The organism is Sphingomonas panacis (assembly GCF_001717955.1).
GTDB lineage: Bacteria > Pseudomonadota > Alphaproteobacteria > Sphingomonadales > Sphingomonadaceae > Sphingomonas > Sphingomonas panacis.
Window position 1 is genome coordinate 4,933,867 of record NZ_CP014168.1, and the last position, 18,966, is coordinate 4,952,832.

The 18,966-nt window shown below is 61.6% G+C and carries 14 protein-coding genes and 1 pseudogene; 8 read left to right on the plus strand and 7 right to left on the minus strand.

Going from position 1 to position 18,966, the window contains the following annotated elements:
- Window positions 1-3 precede the first annotated feature (3 nt).
- The 5 genes and pseudogenes from istB to J0A91_RS22980 form a co-directional block, all read left to right on the plus strand.
- Entirely contained in the window at window positions 4-744 is a 741-nt protein-coding gene (gene istB, locus J0A91_RS22960; protein ID WP_069206440.1) for an IS21-like element helper ATPase IstB, read from the plus strand.
- Between the two features lie 53 nt (window positions 745-797).
- The gene (locus J0A91_RS22965) at window positions 798-1,367 is read left to right on the plus strand and encodes an ATP-binding protein (protein ID WP_206364955.1); all 570 of its coding nucleotides are present in this window, start codon (window positions 798-800) and stop codon (window positions 1,365-1,367) included.
- A 278-nt stretch (window positions 1,368-1,645) separates the two neighbouring features.
- Complete coding sequence (locus J0A91_RS22970; RefSeq protein ID WP_165388486.1) at window positions 1,646-1,816, plus strand: hypothetical protein; 171 nt, start codon at window positions 1,646-1,648, stop codon at window positions 1,814-1,816.
- Window positions 1,791-3,884, plus strand: a complete 2,094-nt coding sequence (locus J0A91_RS22975) for a recombinase family protein (RefSeq protein ID WP_069207225.1) — start codon at window positions 1,791-1,793, stop codon at window positions 3,882-3,884. Before J0A91_RS22970 ends, J0A91_RS22975 begins: the two co-directional genes overlap by 26 nt.
- Window positions 3,880-3,999: pseudogene (locus J0A91_RS22980) on the plus strand (ATP-binding protein); the annotation flags it as partial. The gene J0A91_RS22975 and the pseudogene J0A91_RS22980, both read left to right, overlap by 5 nt.
- Before the next feature lie 262 nt (window positions 4,000-4,261).
- Here the strand turns inward: J0A91_RS22980 and J0A91_RS22985 are convergent.
- The 4 genes from J0A91_RS22985 to J0A91_RS23000 all read right to left on the minus strand — a co-directional run bounded on the left by J0A91_RS22985 (window position 4,262) and on the right by J0A91_RS23000 (window position 9,973).
- Window positions 4,262-5,224, minus strand: a complete 963-nt coding sequence (locus J0A91_RS22985; RefSeq protein WP_069206839.1) for a hypothetical protein — start codon at window positions 5,222-5,224, stop codon at window positions 4,262-4,264.
- Between the two features lie 459 nt (window positions 5,225-5,683).
- The gene (locus J0A91_RS22990) at window positions 5,684-7,153 is read right to left on the minus strand and encodes a S41 family peptidase (protein ID WP_069207598.1); all 1,470 of its coding nucleotides are present in this window, start codon (window positions 7,151-7,153) and stop codon (window positions 5,684-5,686) included.
- A gap of 716 nt (window positions 7,154-7,869) precedes the next feature.
- Window positions 7,870-9,063 carry an IS91 family transposase gene (locus J0A91_RS22995; protein ID WP_069206841.1) on the minus strand — a complete coding sequence of 398 codons (1,194 nt, stop codon included), beginning with the start codon at window positions 9,061-9,063 and terminating at the stop codon, window positions 7,870-7,872.
- Window positions 9,064-9,067: 4 nt separating this feature from the next.
- Window positions 9,068-9,973: a tyrosine-type recombinase/integrase gene (locus tag J0A91_RS23000; protein WP_069206842.1), complete on the minus strand. Its 906-nt coding sequence runs from the start codon at window positions 9,971-9,973 to the stop codon at window positions 9,068-9,070.
- A 575-nt stretch (window positions 9,974-10,548) separates the two neighbouring features.
- Between J0A91_RS23000 and J0A91_RS23005 the strand changes: the two genes are divergently transcribed.
- Window positions 10,549-12,354, plus strand: coding sequence for a recombinase family protein (locus J0A91_RS23005; protein ID WP_169833211.1), 1,806 nt, complete (start codon window positions 10,549-10,551; stop codon window positions 12,352-12,354).
- A gap of 174 nt (window positions 12,355-12,528) precedes the next feature.
- On the opposite strand, the gene J0A91_RS23010 is transcribed toward J0A91_RS23005, so the two are convergent.
- Window positions 12,529-14,016: a sensor domain-containing diguanylate cyclase gene (locus tag J0A91_RS23010; protein WP_069206844.1), complete on the minus strand. Its 1,488-nt coding sequence runs from the start codon at window positions 14,014-14,016 to the stop codon at window positions 12,529-12,531.
- Window positions 14,017-14,520: 504 nt separating this feature from the next.
- Between J0A91_RS23010 and J0A91_RS23015 the strand changes: the two genes are divergently transcribed.
- Together J0A91_RS23015 and J0A91_RS23020 are read left to right on the plus strand one after the other, a co-directional pair.
- Window positions 14,521-14,946, plus strand: a complete 426-nt coding sequence (locus J0A91_RS23015; RefSeq protein WP_069206845.1) for a Ros/MucR family transcriptional regulator — start codon at window positions 14,521-14,523, stop codon at window positions 14,944-14,946.
- 553 nt (window positions 14,947-15,499) lie between these two features.
- On the plus strand, window positions 15,500-16,294 hold the full coding sequence (locus J0A91_RS23020) for a restriction endonuclease (protein ID WP_069206846.1): 795 nt from the start codon (window positions 15,500-15,502) through the stop codon (window positions 16,292-16,294).
- Here the strand turns inward: J0A91_RS23020 and J0A91_RS23025 are convergent.
- Both J0A91_RS23025 and J0A91_RS23030 read right to left on the minus strand, forming a co-directional pair.
- Complete coding sequence (locus tag J0A91_RS23025; protein ID WP_069206847.1) at window positions 16,282-17,322, minus strand: hypothetical protein; 1,041 nt, start codon at window positions 17,320-17,322, stop codon at window positions 16,282-16,284. The two genes, J0A91_RS23020 and J0A91_RS23025, sit on opposite strands and share 13 nt — an antisense overlap.
- Before the next feature lie 450 nt (window positions 17,323-17,772).
- On the minus strand, window positions 17,773-18,966 hold the full coding sequence (locus J0A91_RS23030) for an IS91 family transposase (protein WP_069204867.1): 1,194 nt from the start codon (window positions 18,964-18,966) through the stop codon (window positions 17,773-17,775).

Here is an 18,966-nt window from a genome sequence, read left to right on the forward strand (position 1 = left end):
GTCGTGCTGACCCATCCTACTCTCGACCAACTCCATGCCCTTGGCCTGTACGGAATGGCCAAAGCGTTCGGCGAACTCGGCAAGCACGGCGATACGCCGCAACTCGCGCACGCCGAATGGCTCGGTCTGCTGCTCGACCGAGAGATCGTCCATCGCCACGACAAGCGGCTCGGCGCGCGGCTGCGCCACGCCAGGCTCCGGCACAATGCCGCCCCCGAGGACATCGATTATCGTAGCGCGCGTGGGCTGGACCGCCGGCTCGTTGAAAAGCTGCTGAAGGGCGACTGGATCGACGCACACGACAATCTAGCGCTGTGCGGCCCGACCGGGATCGGCAAGAGCTGGCTTGCCTGTGCGATCGGCCACAAGGCCTGCCGCGACAATCGTTCGGTCCTCTATACCCGGTTCCCGCGCCTGCTTGACGACCTGGCGCTGTCGCGCGGCGATGGTCGCATCGCGCGCAAGCTCAAGAGCCTTGGCCAGGTCGAGCTCCTGATCCTGGACGACTGGGGACTTCAGCCGCTCGACGCTCAGGCCCGCCACGATCTCCTCGAAATCCTCGAGGACCGCTACGGACGTAAATCCACCATCGTCACCAGCCAGCTCGACATCGCGTCCTGGCACCGCGCCATCGGTGACGCCACCTACGCCGACGCGATCCTGGATCGGCTCCTTCACAATGCCCACCGTATCGAACTCACCGGCGACTCCTTGCGCCGGTCAAAGCCGACCGCCGCAGGTTGACGTTCCACCGCCAAAAATGCCAACCACACACTGTCGACCAAACGACCCTTCAGGTGGGCGCGATCATCCCGGAACGCTGGGCGCGATCATCTCGGAATAGACGGGCGGCATCGTCGGAATCCGCACGCCTCGCTCTGCGCCTGCGTCACGCGAAACTGCGGCATCGCGCCGTGCCTGAGGATGTTGATTATCGAACGCGCCGCAGCCTTGATCGCCGGCTCTTCGAAACGCTGCTGGCCGGGGAATGGATCTCCAAGCACGAAAACCTGGCCATCATCGGCCCGACCGGCATCGGCAAAAGTTGGTTGGCCTGTGCGATCGGCCACAAGGCTTGCCGCGATAACCGTTCGGCTCTGTACACCCGGTTGCCGCGCCTGATCGACGAACTGACGCTGGCCAAGGGAGACGGCCGTATCGCCGCCCGGATGAAGAGCCTTGCTCGGGTGGAGCTACTGATCCTGGACGACTGGGGTCTTCAACCACTCGACGGCAACGCCCGGCATCATCTCCTCGAAATCCTCGAGGACCGTTACGGTCAGCGTTCCACGCTCGTCACCAGCCAGCTTCCCGTGGCCCGCTGGCATCAGACCATAAACGAGCCCAACATCGGGCAATACCCCTGATATCGATCGGCCTATCTCTTATGTGACCGTCACGTCGCGCCGCCACGCACTGTTTGGACAACGGCTTGAGCTCCTCCAGTTCGACTCCGATCGAGGGCCGACCTGGGTGACGGTGCGGGTGCCGAACGGCAGTCGCCGCAACATTCGTCGTGCTCTGACCGATCTGGCGCAGCCTCTGACTGACTCGAAATCGCCTCCGCTGATCTCAGGCCGCATCCTTCTGCGAGTCGTCAATCATGCCGAGGCGTTGTCGCGGCGCCTTGAGGAGGAAAAGCGTAATGGCGAAGATGACGTCGCGGACGGCATTATCGATCCCGCCGCAGCTTTGGACCCATCTGCCGGAGCAGATCCGACGACGACTGGCTACGCAGATTGCCCGTGCGCTGCGCCAGACACTGCACGACCGCCGCGCCGGTGACGACAATGCTGAGATCCCTTTCGTCAGGTGACCCGATCAACGCGGTCCATCGCGCGAAGCTGGCATATGTCTATGTCCGCCAATCGAGCGTCGGCCAGATCCGGTATCACCAGGAGAGCACGGCGCTGCAGTATCGGTTGGTCGACCGTGCACTGGGTCTGGGCTGGCCGCGTGAACGCGTCGAAGTCATTGATGACGATCTCGGCAAATCCGGTGCCGAGGCGCAGCATCGTCATGGGTTCCAGCGGCTGATAGCCGAAGTTGGGTTGGGTCATGCTGGGCTCGTACTCAGCTATGATGCTTCACGCCTGGCGCGCAACAATAGCGATTGGCATCAGTTGCTCCAGTTGTGCTCGATGTTCAGTGTCCTGATCGCCGACAGCGAACGGCTTTACGATCCCGCCGTCTACCACGACCGGCTGCTGCTGGGCTTGTCTGGGATCATGAGCGAGGCCGAGCTTCATCAAATCCGCATGCGGTTGCATCAGGGCGAACGCCAAAAGGCGGCACGCGGCGAGCTGCGCATGCCCTTGCCGGCCGGGCTGGCGCAGGCAGCCGGCGGAGGTATCATGCTCAATCCTGACGCTGAGGTACAGGAACGGATCCGGCTGGTGTTCGACAGCTTCTGCGGGTTGGGAAGCGCAAAAGCCGTCGTGCGTTACCTGCGCAAAGCGGATCTGGCACTCCCTGTTCGTCCGCTTCGCGGACCGGCTCCGCACGCGGTGGTCTGGCGCGACGCCAATGACGCACGCGTGCGTACCATCCTCAAGAACCCGGCTTATGCCGGAGCATATGTCTATGGCCGCAGATGCGCGGCGCCGGAACGACGCAGCCTGGGAACGGCGCATCCCACCAAAGCGGTTCCGCGCGAGCAATGGGAGGTCTGCATCAAGGACGCGCACCCGGGTTATATCGGCTGGGAGGAGTATATGACCATCAACGATCGCCTGGCGGACAATGTCGGCAACTTCCGGGTCGGTCATCGCGGCGCCCCCCGTCGGGGTCGAGCCCTCCTCCAGGGCATCGTGATATGCGGCAGTTGCGCTCGGCGCATGGCGCTCAACTACTCCGGTCCCGAAAGCGACTTCCCGGTCTATCGCTGTCGCGGGGACCGCGACCTGGGAGCTGGCGAATATTGCCAGGAGGTTCGCGCCCCAAGGGTAGAGGCCGAAGTCGAGCGCCTGTTCCTCGCCGCGCTGGCGCCGGACCAACTCGCCGTGACGCTGGCGGCGCTGGACGAGATCAATACCGATGCGCACGCGCTCGATCGGCAATGGGCGCTGAAGCGTGAGCGGGCGACATATGAGACAGAGCGGGCTCGTCGGCAGTATGACGCGGTCGAGCCCGAAAACCGCCTGGTGGCGCGCTCACTCGAAAGCATCTGGGAGGACAAGCTGCGCGATGCCGAGCGGATCGAGCAGGACTATCAACGATGGAAGACCGAACAGGCAAGCACGCTCAGCACCGAGGAACGCGCCCGCATTGCGGCGTTCGGTATCGACCTGCCTCGGCTGTGGGAGACACTCGGCAACGCCGACCGTAAGGCAATGCTGCGCCTGGTAATCGACGAGGTGATCGTCGACCAGCGCCGCGCCAAAGGCATGGTCTGGATCCGCATCCTCTGGCAAACCGGCGCCGCGACCGAGCATTGGCTGATGCGGCGCACGCAATCCTATGCCGACGCCGCGCAGTCCGAACAGATCGAGAAGCGTGTCCGTGAACTCAACGCCCAGGGCTGCATGGATGCCCAAATCGCTGCCGTCCTCAATAACGAGGGATTGCGAAACAGTCGTGGTGGTGCATTCGATAACGGCACGATTCATCTTTTGCGAAAACGGTGGGATATCCCGACAGCCAAGATCAATGGCGTCGAATGCAATCCGCCACGATGGCCAGATGGCAGCTACTCGATCCAGGGTGCGGCGGATATGCTTGGCGTCACTGCGCAAACCGTGTTCAAATGGCTCAACAAAGGCCGACTTCACGGCCGCCAGTTGGCAAAAGGTCAGCCGTGGCAGATCGACTTGGTCGATGAGGAGATCGGCCCGCTCAAGGCGCAGGTGCGACGGACGACCCCTTCAAGGAGAACGGCATCATGAAACGTTCGGTGATCCGACCTACGCCGACGCGATTCTGGACCGCCTCGTTCACAATGCACACCGAATCGAACTCGAGGGTGAATCCATGCGTCGGCCCGCAGCTGCAGCCGCTTGACCAAGACGCCAACATTAGGTGACATCCACGACCAACGATCAGCCGCTTCAACTGCGCGCCATCAGATCGGAACGCTGCGCGGCATCAAATCGGAATGCCTGCGCGCGATCGTCGGAATCCGCATCTGGCACGAACCGGTCGCGCGAGGCTACCATCCTAACCCTAGATAGCAGTCATTTCGGCTTGTTTCCTCATGGTAGAGACGTTCAACAGCGCTGCGCTCGTTCGGTCCAGATGTTACAAGGCGTGGGCTTGAATGCACTCATTCGCATTGACCGGCCGTGGTAAGGATCGCGCCGAGCGCATCGACTGCCATTTGTAGAGCTTGAGGCCGTGCCTTGCGAAGATAGCGGGTGTAATAAACCACCAACTCAGCCCGTGCGGCCGCGACATTCTTGGTCGAAACGCCATCACGCGCAGGTAGCTCGAGCTTCGCGTCATGCGGGGTTCTTCCAAATCGGGCAGTATCGATGCTCACCTCGTATTTGCGATAAGCGGCGTAGCGGATGGTTCCTTCGCAACCCGGCCAAGCTGCGCTCAGCTTTTTAACCAGTGCTGAAAACGCCGGCAGCGGCGGCAGGCCCGCTTCGCAATCGGTATTAAATACCCGATTGTCTCCCTGATCGCCATAAATGGAGGCGGTCGCGCCTAGCAGTTTTGGATGACCTACGATCGCTGCGCAGGGAATCTGGCGGACGCCTACGCCGCCGCCATCCGGCAGCAGCGGTCCGAGCACGTCGAGAAAGCCCACCAGCCTGTCAGGCGATACCAGCAAATCCTCCACCTCCGTTACGACACCCGCGCCGGTAGCATCATCGAGCATATCGCGGCCGAACGCCGAATTTTCCCCGTTCAGCAGATTACTCAAAACCGGCCTGAGTAGGGTGAGGATGCGAGATCGTCGTCCGGTGTGGGACGGAGAGGACCAGTCGGTGTCTTCAGGTTCGGACGCCCACAGGACGATGGCTTCCAGCACTGGCGCGAACGCCGGATCGAGGCGCCGGACCACAGGAAGCGCAAGCTCGGGCGCGCGCATCACGGCGCCGATCGCCAGTGCGTAGTTACGGGTGTCGTAAGTCGCTCGCAGGCATTCGTCGATCGTCGCCTTACCAGACGGTGTCGCGCAATCTTCCATGGCCCTGAGCGTCCGGCGCTGGCCGTCCCGTTGGTTCGATTCGCCCTCGCCAAAGGCGCTGACGCGATTGGCGGCATAGAGAGCCGCCATCTCCCGGTCTGCCGCCGCGAGTGAACGACTTCGACAAACCGTCGATGCGACAACACTCTGCTGCGGTCTGCAAGCGAAGCTCGGGCTCGACGACGTGCGATCTTGTGCATGCGTAGGCGGAGCATTTGCCAACGCCACGCCCGAGACCAGCAGAAGCCACGCTGACATTGCGGGATACCTCATATGCGCCCTCCTCTGTCGGTTGCCACTCAATAGCGCGATCGAACCCTCCGGTCGAACAGCCTATAGGAGGAGCGTGACCTTCCGGAAGATCACGCCGTAATCGCTGAGCGCTGTGTTGCACGTCCGGTGTAGCTCCAGAGCGTAACTACCTTGATCCCGCCAGGACCGGGACGACCAAGCCGTGATGCACGCCAACCAGATCGAGGGATCGTCGCTCAATGACGAGGCGCTTTCCAGCGTTATGTAGCGGCTTCGCTGGTCATCGCGCTTTGCCATTTAACGTGACAGCATATTGGCTGAGCGGGTAGAGGAGAGTCGATTAATGATCTCAGACACCCATCGCTCAAGGCTTTGAGTGTCGGCAAGCGACCCCCGGAACACATAGGAAGGCGTGAGTGGCACATTGCTGCCGCGCTTTCGTCCTCGATAGACTTTCATTGGCAGCACAACGCGACCAAAGCCGCTCGGCAGAGTGTCTTTACGAGCGTCCATATAGACCGTGTCTGCGGATGTCTGTTGCCCAACATGGATGGCACCAAGCGCAAGCCAGAGGTCGGCCGCGTCGAGGCAAGCGGAGCCACAGCCGGGGTCGGTAATCATGAGTACGGGACGCCCGAGCGTAGGGATAGATCTATCCGAGACAGAATTCCGCTTAGCCGCGCTGACGTTCGCCCATACCGGCTTGCCTGACATTCGAGCCAGCTCCATTCCCGCTATTGTTTCCCCCAGCCAGCCGCGCACTTCCGGCGAGCTGTTGCTGGAGGCATCGAGCGAAGCGGCAAACTGCTTGAGCGTAGCGATATTTGAGGATGAAGCTCGCCACTCGACGGCATCCGATCCCAAATTGACAGCATCGACTGCCGGTTTGCCCCAGATGAGACGCGCGATCTGCCGGCTCCAGTCTGAAGATCCGCCATGGTTGCCACGCAAGTCGAGCACGATCGCTCGGGCATTACGCAAGCTTTCAGGAGATGCTGTTAGACGGGCGATCAAGGGCACAAGCGCCTTTGCCGCAGGGCCTTCCGGATCGCCTTTGAAATCGCTGAGCGTGATCCACAGCGAGTTATCAGGGAGCGTCCGCATGCCGATCGGTTCAGCGGCTCGGCTGAAGGTTCTCGCCAGATGTCGATCGCGCTCGGCAGGGTCGATAATTCTCCAGTCCAGCTTCACTGATCGTCGGCGGGTTTCCACAAGGAAAGTACAGATGGACGGGCGGGTTACCCAAGGATTCCCTTGGTCGAGGAACAGCCTGCCTCCTTCCTCCATGCGAACGGCCCGTAAAAACCATCGGCCGCTGAATGCCCCGACATTTGTTTTAGCGAGAGCATCGGCCGATCGCCCGTCGCATTCGATCAGCTCCGCACCGATAGGAAGTCTCGACCAATCGACGTGCGTGGCCACGCGCTGTCGCCCGTCGTCGTCAATCGCTGTAAGGAAGCCGGGCCAGCGGGTCGGAAGCTGCGGCTGCACCTGGTCTCGCCCTGCCCCAAACTCAAGGTGTCCATCATCGAATGCGGCGGCATAGGCGCGCAGGGCGAACCAGTACCCTGCGTATTCGCGCGTTCGTCGAGCGCGTTGCACCGCCAGCGCGAGTTGCCGATCGTTTTTGCTGGCGAACCGGGGGTTTGCCGTATCAACCATCCCCGGGTGGTTCGTCGCTATGTCGTCATGGAAAGCCTGAGCGTCCTGCCTGAGCGCAGAAGCCCAATCAGGGGCGTCCGCTGCCCCTGTGAGCGTGAGCATCATCGCTGCGGCTGGCGCCGCTATTATCAAGCTTCTCATGCCACAGAGCTAAGCAGCGGGCCGCGGGTTCGACAAGTTGGCTAGCGGCTGCAAAATTGCGCCGCCTTCAACAATTGGCCCGCTGCGGGTATGATCCCGATAAGGAAAGTTCAACGGGACAACCGGCGTCGGATTGGGTCTCCCGGCACCTCCGGTCGAGCCGCTTTCCCGAAACCTGTTCCCGATCGAGTTTTCCCGAAACGACCAGTCCGAGATGGAGAAACAGGACTGCTGCGCCTCGTTGAGATGGCCATTTTCAATATGCTGTTGCGATCTGCTGAATGGCCGGGAGTGGTCGCCTCCTTTCCGGCAGGGTCATAAGACTTGAACGGCTGCTCCTGTCGGCACCGGTCGTTGGGGCAAGCTAGGCCGAGTGTCTTAGTTTGTGAAGGGTTTCGGGCGCTTGCGTACGAAAGCCTCCAGTGCAGGAACCCGCGGGCCCCACGCGCTGGTCTATGGGTAAAGCGGCTTTTGGGTGGTTCGGACGGGTAAGCGATGCCGATCCGGAAGTGTCGGTTCTGGCCGGATCAACGTGACTTTGTGCGGCGTCAGAGTGCGGACGGTGGTGGTTTTGCTGGTCGATGTGCCCTTTGCCCGGCTCGCTTCTGGGATAGGCATGTGCTGCGTCGTCGGCCAGGACACTATGGGTGCGACCGTTGTGCAGGCTGAGCCATGCCGGATCATGGCGCATTCTCCCGGATTGGCGATGGCGATGATGGCGGCGCGCGGGGCTGGCACCAGCGGGCGAAGGCGTCGATGATGGTCATGTGCCCGCCGCAACATGGGCATGGCGGACGATGATCGGGCGGCTCGTCGGGTTCGGGCTCCTCGACCGGTGCGGCGACGCCCAACAGCCTGCGGGCCAGCGCCATGGTGTCCTTGTGGGTCGAACTGGCGAGCAGGCCGTAATGCCGGATGCGGTGGAAGCCGCTCGGCAGGACGTGGATCAGGAAGCGGCGAATGAACTCGTCGGTCGCCAGCGTCATGACCTGCTGGCGTTCGGCCCCGTCGCGACGGTAATCCTTATAGCGGAACGTCACGCCGTTCTCGTCGAAGCCGAGGAGCCTCCGGTTCGAGATGGCAACCCGGTGCGTATAGCGTGAGAGATAGGCCAGCACCGCCTGCGGCCCGGCGAAGGGCGGCTTGGCATAGACCACCCAGCGCTTCTTCCGGATCGGCGAGAGATGCCGCAGGAAGGCCTTGCGTGTCGCGAGGCCAGCCAAGGTGCTGAAGAAGGCCAGCTTGCCGGCATCGAACAATGCCAACAGGCGAGTGAGGAACAGACGGCGGAACAAGGCGCCCAGCACACGCACCGGCAGCAGGAATGCGGGGCGCGACGAAATCCAGCGCGTGCCGTCGAGCGCGATGCCACCGCCAGGCACGATCATGTGCACGTGCGGATGGTGGGTCAATGCCGATCCCCAGGTATGCAGCACGGCGGTGATGCCGACCCGCGCGCCGAGGTGCTTGGGATCGGCAGCGATGGCTAGCATCGTGTCCGCCGCCGCGCGGAACAGCAGATCATAGACCACCGCCTTGTTCTGCCACGCGATATCCGCGATCTCAGCGGGCACGGTAAACACGACGTGGAAGTAGCCGATCGGCAACAGGTCGGCCTCGCGCGCGGCCAGCCAGGTGCGCGCGGCGGCGCCCTGGCACTTGGGGCAATGCCGGTTGCGGCACGAGTTGTAGGCGATCCGCCAGTGCCCGCAGTCGTCGCAGGCCTCGACGTGACCACCCAGTGCGGCGGTGCGGCAGTTCTCGATCGCCGTCATGACCTTGAGCTGGCCGAGGCTCAGGTGCCCGGCATGGGCAGCCCGATAGGCGGGCCCGGCGCTGCGGAAGATATCGGCGACCTCGAGCGAGGTACGCAAGGGCTCAGCCGGGAGGTGCCCTGCCTTCCATCACGGCCACGATCTGGTCGAGCGGGCTGGCCACCGCCCGCATCGTCTTGCTCGAGACCTGGGTATAAATGCCGGTCGTGTTGATGTTCACGTGTCCCAGCAAGACCTGGATGACCCGGATATCGACGCCCTGCTCGAGCAGGTGAGTGGCAAACGAATGGCGCAGTGTATGCGGGCTTACCCGCTTGTGGATGTCGGCGCGCTCGGCCGCTTCCTTCACGACGCGGTGCAACTGGCGAGCCGAGATCGGATCCGTGCCGCTGCGGCCGGGGAACAGCCAGCCATGAGGTAGCATCACTCCGCGCCGCTTGCCTTCGCGCCACCATTGACGGAGCAAGTCCAGCAGGTGCGGTGAGAGCATGGCGTTGCGGTCCTTGCGTCCCTTGCCCTGCTCGACGCGGATCATCATCCGGGTGCTGTCGATGTCATCGACCTTGAGGTGGGCAACCTCCGAAACCCGCAGGCCCGCACCATAGGCCACGCTGAGGGCCGCCTTGTACTTGATGCCTGGCGCAGCCTCGATCAGCCGCGCTGTCTCCTCGACGCTCAAAACCACCCGCAGCTTGGGTGTGAAGCGAACGACGACCAGCGCTAGCGCCATCTCCGGCCGCCTGAGGGTTATCCCGAAGAGGAACCGCAGTGCCGAAACGGCCCCATTGATCGTGGCCGGCCCTACGGCGCGCTCGTGCTGGTCAACCTGAAAACGCCGGAGGTCTTCCACCGTGGCCGTGTCCGGGGGGCGGCCGAGAAACGCGGCGAAGTTCCGGACATGTCGGATATAGTCGTTCTGCGTGTGCGCCCCGAAGCCACGCATCGTCATGTCCTGCAGCATCCGCTCACGCAGCGAATGGGTCGGCGCAGCGGTCGTAATAGCATCCATGGTAAGTTCCTCTCCGTTGAAGGAACTCCACAGTCGGCGGGCGACGCCGCCCCCGCCGAAAGCCTCACAAATACTACACTACATCACCCCAAGCGACCCTCCCGCGGAGCGGGTTCGTGCTCTGGGGCGACTGCGGAAGGGCAGCTTTGACCGCCGCGATCGGCAGCTTCCGCCCAGACCGGACATTCACCGGAGATGAAATGGACGACGTCATCTGGTCGACGGCTACCGGAATTTCGTGGAACTTTGCAGCCATCCCGCTCCACCAGTTTACGTCGGCTTCCGACGGAAGCCGACCCGCCCGGTGTCAGTCGCGTTATATGAAAAGCCCTGCGAAAAACGGTGACCGCCGTCGCCCAAATCGGTCCGCCACCTCTCGTCAAGAGACCATTGTCGTGAGTCTACGTCTATACTTACAAACGGGAATCAACGACAATTTTCAGGTGGCTTCTTCAACGTGCCAAAGCGCCGAACAACGCTTTATAGAAGTGAATTAGGTTGCAGTTCTCACAGGCGTGCTATTTTGCTCAACCCCACGTTTATGTTAGAATGGTTGCCGCAGAATGAGGGCGACCGTGATCGAAATCGCAATCCAGAGCCCAACCCCGCGGGTCCGATGCGCGATCTATACGCGCAAGAGCAGTGATGCCGGGCTCGAGCGCGATGTAAACTCTCTCGATGCACAACGGGAGATTTGCGCCGCATACGTCAAATGCAACGAACATAAGGGTTGGTGCGAGTTGCCGACGCGTTACGACGACGGAGGTTATTCAGGTGGAACGCTTGATCGGCCCGCGCTCCGTCGCCTGCTCGCCGACGTCGAGGCCGGCCAGATCGACGTGATTGTCTTTTACAAGATCGACCGACTCACCCGCTCGCTCGCAGATTTCGTGCGTCTAATGGAAGCGATGAATAGATTCAGCATCTCCTTCGTCAGTGTTACTCAGTCATTCGACACGTCGGAGAGCATGGGTCGGATGGTGCTGAACGTGCTCATCACCTTTGCGCAGTTCGAGCGCGAGATGCTGAGTGACCGGATAAAAGACAAGCTCGCAATGATGCGCCGCAAGGGTCTATTCGTGAACGGGCACCCGCCAATTGGATACGACAAGGTCAATGGCCATCTCGTCGTCAACGACGCAGAAGCCGAGATTGTGCGCGACATCTTTCGCCGCGTTGCTGAATACCCCAGCGTTTTCCAGCTCATGAAACATCTGCAGGCGGAGGGTGTCTGCACGAAAGCCTTCATCAGCAAACGCGGTCGACGGATCGGCGGCACCCCCATGCATGCGGGATCGATCTACGGACTGCTCAGGAACCCGCTATACATCGGCTTCATCAAGGACGGCGAAGAGTGGCACGAAGGTCAGCACGAGCCAATCGTCGATCGGGAATTATGGGATCGTGCGCAGGATCTTCGCGCTGCCCGCGCGCAACCCCGTATTGCCTGGGACGTGTCGCGCAATCTGCTTCACGGCCTGATCTGGGATGACTCTGGGCGGCCACTGTATACCAACACCGGCGGAACGGGGAAAAGGCGATATCGATACTATGACTCGGAGCCCAAAGCCCCCGGGCGGAAAAAGTATCTTTTCAAGGTACGAGTTCGCGCCGATATGGTAGAAGAACTCACATTCACATCAGTGTGCGCGTTCTTTGAGGATCACGCACAAGTCAGGAAAGCCCTCCTGACGCTCGGCAACTTCGATATCAAATCGCAACAGATCAACGCGCAGTCGCAATCTGTCGTAAAGCGGCTGACACAGATGGGCAACGATGAGCTACGCCGTCTATATGAAGCGGTGTTCGTTCGCGTTGAGGTCGCGAAGACAGAACTTCGACTGCTGCTGAGGTGCAGAGAAATTGCACAGCTTCTAACTTCCACACACCTTTTAAACGACCCCGTTATCGCATCGGACGGGATAGAAGCGCGAGTACACCTCCTGTCAGTCAATGCCAATCTAATCTGCGCTCACCGGGACTTCACCCTCCCAATTGCATCTCCGCCGCTTTGCGGCACGCCCGACAAGAAGCTCGTAAATCTCATCAGTCGAGCGTTTGCGGCACGAGCAGCCGTAATGGCAAACAGAGACAAACCGATCGCAGAGCTTGCGAAGACCTTCAAGCTCGGACCGAGCAAATTCGCGCGACTGATCCGCCTGACGTACCTCGCGCCCGATATTCAAGCCGCGATCATCGACGGCAATCATCCCTCCGACCTCACGGCTCATAAGCTGATTTATAGCACTTTGCCGCTAGACTGGTACCAACAGCGTTTACTGCTCGGGTTTTGCGTGGAAGGCTTGTCAAATGAAAACCCGCCAAATTCACCTCATCGTGAAGTGAACCATCCCGGCTTTGCCGGAGGCTCTACCTCCTGAAAAGGTCGAGCCTGTATGCGCAACGCAACAAACACGTTGCGCCGGAAGTTTGCGAGCGGTGATACAGACGGTGGTCGATCGCGGTGGCGATCCCCGTGCCAATACGTGGAGTTCGTCTAGACCGCGGAGAAGATCCAGCCGCGCCCGCGGCGCGCCGCTCGCACGCCGGTTCCCTCAAAGCGAGACCAGTCTGAGCGCGGCGGTGCCGGATTCGTCTTCCACGATGAGGTCAGGCTCCCCCGCGATCACTGCGGAACCGCGCTGCCGGCGTTTGGCTTCGTAGAGCGCCACATCGGCATTGCGTAGGACATCCCCCCGGCACGTGATATTACCCCCAACCCAGCATGCACCAATCGTTGCAGATACGCGCAGAGTCAGTCCCTTGACGCTGACCGAATATTGCAGTTCCGCCAGCAGGCGGCGCAGCAGCGCGGGCAGATCCCGCAGGATCGCCTGATCGGGGATGAGCAGGACGAACTCGTCGCCGCCGAGCCGCGCCGCGAAGCAATTGGACAGATAGGAAGCCTGCAACCGCGATGCCATCACGCGCAACACGTCGTCACCGGCATGATGGCCGAGACGGTCGTTCACCGCCTTGAAATGATCGAGATCGATCAGCAGTAGCGCGCAGCGTTCCCCGGCCTGGATCGCGATCGCGATCCGCTCATCGACGTATTCATTGAATCGTCCCCGGCTCGCGATCCGCGTCAGGTCGTCGGTGTGCGCAGCGTCGCGCAGCGCCTGTTCCATCAGGTATCGACTCGTGATGTCCTGGAATACGCCGATCAGCGCCACAGGACACCCCTCGTTGACTTCGAGTTCGCCGATGCTCCTGACGCGACGATACTCACCCTGGGCTGTCTTGAAATCGGTTTCGACATCGAACGGCTCCCCGGTCCGGATCGTGCGCTCGAGGGCGTCGGTAATGGTGGCGCGCGCCTTCGGCGGGTAGAAGTCGAGTGCGGTCTTGAGCGCGGTGCCGTCGCCGGCAGGCACGCCGTGGATCGCATAGGTCTGCTCGGACCATTCGGTGCTGTTGTCGGAGAGCGTCAGCCGCCACGATCCGATATTGGCCATCCGCTCAGCTTGGCGAAGCTGGCGATGTTTCTGATCGAGTTTCCGCAGATTGCTGCCGCGCTCTTCGGCGAAGCGCACCGCCGCAGCTGTGGCTGATCGTGCGGTGATGAGCGCTTCGACCAGATTGGCCAATTCGATCAGAAGATTCAGGTCACCCGGCGCCACGTCGCGCGGCGTATCGTCGATGACGCACAACGTGCCTAAGGGGAGCCGTTTCGACGGACACTCGAGCATTCCGGCACGAATCGGCACGCCAGCGTAGAAGCGGATATGCGGCGCGCCGGTAACCAGCGGATTATCACGGAATCGGTCGTCCAGCCGTGCGTCGGGAACGATCAGAACGTCGTCCGCCGCGACGGCGTGCGCGCAAAATGCCAGTTCGCGCGGAGTCTGGTTGACCTTGAGGCCGATCTTGGCCTTGAACCACTGCCGATCTTTGTCGATCAGCGACACCAACGCGATTTTCGAACCAGTCAGGCGTTGCGCCAACTGGACGATGGCGTCGAATTCGCGCTCAGGCGGCGTGTCAAGCAAACCAAGACTGTCCAGGGTCGCGATTCGGGCTTGCTCAAATTTCGCGAACATGACGTCATAGCCTTCAGTATTGAGCTCTTGGCTAAAACTATATCACTGCCACTGGGGTTAAATTAAGGGTTGATACTTAGATTGCTGTAGATGCGGTGGGTCGGTTTGGTGCCCGATAGTGTTTTCTCGTTTGTCATGATCTGCTCCTTATGTGTCCGCCGCCAAACCATCCTGCGGCTTCATGGGGAGCAACGAAGGAAGGCCACGAGCCAGAGGGCCACACCCCGCGCCTGCGCCCGAAGGGAGCGAAGCTGCACAAGCGGCACGCGCGGACGCGAGGCTGGGTTTACCCTCGGCGGGCTTGACTTAAACGCTCATCCATCCAGAAGCAGCGGAATGGTCCGGCGGCGAGACACCCCCGGAGACGAATTCAGTTCACCTAACGAGCAACAGAGCCGTCCTTGAAATCGCTCCGCAATGGATCAATAGCGCGGGGCATAGGAGATCGTTGATGGCAGATACGGCGAAGCTCACCGAGTTGACGGCAATGATTGCGGCGAACTCGTGTCGAACAACCATGTCGGCAACGGCGACATTGGCGGCGTCATTACCTCGATTTATTCGGCACTGGCATCGCTCGATGCATCGAACGCAGAAGCCTCGACACCGACGTTTGTCCCTGCCGTGACGACGCGTAAAAGCCTCGCCAACCCCGATAACATCATTTCGATGATCGACGGCAAGCTCTATCGGATGCTGCGACGGCATCGTACCAGGCACGGGCTGACGCCGGAGGAATATCGCAAGCATTACCATCTACCCGCCGATTACGCGATGGTTGCGCCCAACTACGCGGCGCAGCGCAGCGCACTGGCGGTCAAGATCGGGCTTGAGCGCAAGCCGAAGGCGGTCGAGGCGGCGCCAGTGCCGAAGGCACGGCGTAAACTTCATGTCGCCGCGCCGGTCGAAGATGCGGCGATGGCCGAATAGACGGCTGGCGCAAACTTACCCCTCGCGCTTCAGCCGGTCGGCGCGCCTTTCGAGACGCCAAAGGCCTTTGTCGCGCATCATGGGCCGCCGACATCCTGTGCAGCGGGAGTAGTCGATATTTCCCTCGCTGCGCACGCGTCTGCCGTCGCGGTGATGATCGCCAATCATGCATTTCAATAACTGAAAAAAGTTTCACGGCTGCGACTCCGGTTGCTGTATGCTCCGGCATCCTCACCGGCATTCTCACCGGCATCCTCACCGGCATCCTCACCGGCATCCTCACCGGCATCCTCACCGGCATCCTCACCGGCATCCTCACCGGCATCCTCACCGGCATCCTCACCGGCATCCTCACCGGCATCCTCACCGGCACGATAACCCTATTCGTCACGGCTCCCTAACGGATGTTTGAGGCTGCCTCATCATTCAACAATTCCAACCCACCATATCATCGGTTTCGGAATCGGTGTCGCAGCGGCGACGTAGGCCGGGTATGGTTGTCGTCCGCAATAGGAGCCGCGCACCAGTGCCTGGGCGATTGGGGGGGACTGCAATGTCAGCCTGGGATTATGCGCAATGCGCCTATGGGGAAATCGAGTGCGCCTATCTTCTAGACACCTGCCCCTATTGCCGCGCTTCGCTCAACCAGCTCGATCCGGACATGGACGATGGACGGTTCGGCTATTTCACGGAAGTCTGGGTCGGCATCTGCCAGCTTTGCGGATGGTGGAACGCGCGCGGCGAAGCCCGGGAGCGGGTCGATGCCCATACCGAGGCCGTCTACGAACTCGGCTCATTTGGCGTGCTCAAGAATCTGGACCTCAAGAATATTGAGACGCCTTTGCAGGAGGTTCGCGACTATCTGACGGTCAAATATGACGATCGGCTGCAGATGGATCCGCAGCTTTTCGAGCGGACGGTCGGCAGCGTTTTCGGCGACCATGGCTATGAGCCGCAGGTGACCGCCTATTCGCACGATGGTGGGATCGACGTCATTCTCGCCGACGATGAGACGCGGATCGGCGTTCAGATCAAGCGGTGGAAAAACCGGATAGAGGCCGAGCAGATCCGGTCCCTGATGGGGGCGATGGTTCAGGCTGGCCTCACCAGAGGAATGTTCGTCACAACCTCCTCGTTCCGGTCCGGCGCCTTCAAGACGGCTGACCGCTATACCAGTCTCGGCAGACCCGTCACCTTGGTCGACGCGCCGCGATTCTTCGATGCGCTCGGCTTTTCGCAGACTAGAGTCGATCGCTCGACGGGGGCGTGGATCACAAAGATCCGGCCGCATCTTAAGAAGCTCGGCGCGTTCAGCGATATCAACGAGGGTCGATTCTACGAGGATTGATCTGGCTGCTCCGGCTGATCCTCGTCAGGCACGCGCCACGGCTCCATCACATGATGATCCGTGTGCAGGAAAGCCGGGAAGCGGTCGAGGGAGAGTGTGGTCCAGCTATAGCCCTTGTCGCGCATGCCGCCTGCGATCCGGGGGTAATTGTCGAAGAGAACTTCGTTATACGCGGGCTTGAACAGGTGGATCAGATACGCCTCGACCTCGCGCGTTAGCGCTTCGTCGCCGAGTTCCACAGGCGATTTCCCGAAGCGTTCCAGCGCCTCGCCGTCCTCCGGGTCTAGGGCGAAGACGATCGGATCAGGGCCGGCCATGGGATGGTCGGCGTCGCCGAAGACCATCGGCATATCGTCGAGCCCGGTCACCTGCAGGATGATGAGCGAGATCTCAAAGGGCGCGCGCGCCTCCGGCGCGTTGCTGACCTCGCGCTCACGGGTCAGGATTCGCTGCATCTTCTTATGGCGGGTCAGCCGATCCCAGACCTTCTGCGAAAAGCTCTGGCCGATGTAGTGGATCTTGAAGTCCAGGAAGGCGAAAGGATCTGAACCCTCGGCAATCTCCACGATCAGGTCATTTACCAGCATCTCGTAGAGCAGCTTTTGTGGGCTCCACCAGAGGATGAAATCGCCATTCTTGCGGAAGAGCTTGAAGCCGCCGACATTTCGCAGCGGCTGCACAGTATTTGGCTCATGGGATTGAAAGCCGACCTCGATATCGACGACCTCGCCCACCGTGCTGATGCCGTTGGCGACGAGGTTGATCCGGCAGGGCAGCGGCGGCTTCTCGCCATCGGCGATCTCGAAGCGGATGTAACTGTCGTCGATGACGACATTGTCGAAATAGGTCAGCGGGCGCTGGACGATAAGATAGATGGTCGATTTGGTCCACCGCTCGCGGACGACCTTCTCCTCCTGGAGAACGTCGAACTCATAGGCCGACACGATCGGATAGGTCGTACTCGCGATGATCTTCGCAAAGCGCATCGCGGGGATCTTGTCGTCAGTCTGGGCGGCGGTGCCGGTCATGGGCGCGCCATAGCAGATTGTGCATTTTTTATCAGCCACTGCGCGCAGAAAGGCGGTTCCGACGGTTGCACCGTCGGCTTAAGTCTAGCGTACGGTGAGCGGCAGGTCTTGGTAGAAGCCGCCGTTCACCCCCATGTCGTTAAATGGCGTGAGGTGTGAAGGGTTTCGGGCGCTTGCGTACGAAAGCCTCCAGTGCAGGAACCCGCGGGCCCCACGCGCTGGTCTATGGGTAAAGCGGCTTTTGGGTGGTTCTGACGGGTAAGCGATGCCGATCCGGAAGTGTCGGTTCTGGCCGGATCAACGTGACTTTGTGCGGCGTCAGAGTGCGGACGGTGGTGGTTTTGCTGGTCGGTGCGTGCTGCGCTGGGCTGGATTGCGGAATGGGCATGCACTGGGTCATCGGCCAGGACGCCGTGGGCGCGACCGTCGTGCAGCCTGAGCCATGCCGGATCATGGCGCATTCCCCCGGATTGGCGATGCCGATGATGGCGGCGCGCGGGGCTGGCACCAGCGGGCGAAGGCCTCGATGATGGTCATGTGCCCGCCGCAACATGGGCATGGCGGGCGATGGTCGGGAGGTTCGTCGGGTTCGGGCTCCTCGACCGGTACAGCAACGCCCAGCAGCCTGCGGGCCAGCGCCACGGTGTCCTTGTGGGTCGAACTGGCGAGCAGGCCGTAATGCCGGATGCGGTGGAAGCCGCGCGGCAGAACGTGGATCAGGAAGCGGCGGACGAACTCGCCGCTCGCCAGCGTCATGACCTGCTGGCGTTCAGCAGCAGGGCGGCGATAGTCCTTGTAGCGGAACGTCACGCCGGCCTCGTCGAAGCCGATGAGCCGCCGGTTCGAGATGGCAACGCGGTGCGTGTAGCGCGAGAGATAGGCCAGCACCGCCTGCGGCCCGGCGAAGGGTGGTTTGGCATAGACCACCCAGCGCTTCTTACGGATGGGCGACAGATGCCGCAGGAAGGTCTTACGCGAGGCCAGGCCTGCCAAGGCGTTGAAGAAGGCCAGCTTGCCGGCGTCGAACAACGCCAGCAAGCGTGTGAGGAACAGCCGGCGGAACAACGCACCCAGCACGCGCACTGGTAACAGGAAGGCCGGGCGCGACGAGATCCAGCGCGTGCCATCGAGCGCGATGCCGCCGCCGGGCACGATCATGTGCACATGTGGGTGGTGAGTCAGCGCCGATCCCCAGGTGTGCAAGACAGCAGTGATGCCGATCCGCGCACCAAGGTGCTTGGGATCGGCGGCGATGGTCAGCATCGTATCCGCAGCAGCGCGGAAGAGCAGGTCATAGACCACCGCCTTGTTCTGCCACGCGATGTCGGCGATCTCGGCGGGCAGCGTGAAGACGACATGGAAGTAGCCAACCGGTAATAGATCGGCCTCGCGCGCGGCCAGCCAGGTGCGCGCGGCGGCGCCCTGACATTTGGGACAATGCCGGTTGCGGCAGGAGTTGTAGGCGATACGCCAGTGCCCACAGTCGTCGCAGGCCTCGACGTGACCGCCCAGCGCGGCGGTGCGGCAGTTCTCGATGGCCGTCATGACCTTGAGCTGGCCGAGGCTGAGATGCCCGGCATGGGCCGCCCGATAGGCGGGCCCGGCGCTGCGGAAGATATCGGCGACCTCGATTGAGGCGCGCAC